This window comes from Pseudomonas sp. AGC41 (assembly GCF_057334555.1).
Map to the genome: position 1 here is coordinate 1 of NZ_JBHFJB010000077.1, position 753 is coordinate 753.

The 753-nt window shown below is 59.2% G+C and carries 1 pseudogene; it reads left to right on the plus strand.

The annotated features are described in order from the left end of the window. Nucleotides 1–753 (plus strand): annotated as a pseudogene (locus ACE04F_RS13680) (RHS repeat-associated core domain-containing protein); the annotation flags it as partial.

A 753-nucleotide genomic window follows, 5' to 3' on the forward strand; every position in this document is an offset into this window, starting at 1 on the left:
ACCTTCGCCTATGACGGCAATGGCAATCTGCTGCTGGCGGAAAACGCCGCCTGCAAACTGCAATGGTTCTACGACCGTGCGGGCAACAACACCCGCGAGCATCAATACTTGCGCTACCTGCAGGAACCGCATGTGGCGATCTGGAAGCATGAGTACGATGCCCTCAACCAGCGTATCGCCACCACTCGCCCGGATGGGCATCGGGTCAGTTGGCTAACTTACGGCAGCGGTCATTTATTGGTGCTAAAAGTCGATGACCAAGAGTTACTGAGTTATCATCGCGACAACCTGCACCGAGAGATCGCCCGCGACCAGGGCAACGGCCTGCAACAACGGCAAGCCTGGACGCCCAACGGTCAACTACAGGAACAGGCACTGGGAAAACGCGGCGATACCCAACGTCTGGTCGTGCGCAACTACCGGCACGACGCAGCCGGTCAACTGACCCGCATCGACGACACCCGGCGCGGTGCACTGAGCTACCGTTACGATCCACTTGGACGACTGCTCTCAGCCCAGACCATCAGCGGCGAAGAGACCTTCGCCTTTGACCCAGCCAGCAACCTGCTGGACCCGCAGGCACCGCGCCGTCCCAATCAATATGTCCCGAACAAACTGCTGGACAACCTGCTGCGTGACTACGTCGGCACTCACTACAGCTACGACGAGCGTGGCAACCTCAAGGAGCGTCTGCACAACGGTAAAAAATCCCAGTTCACCTGGGACCTGTACGACCGCCTGATCGGCTACGCC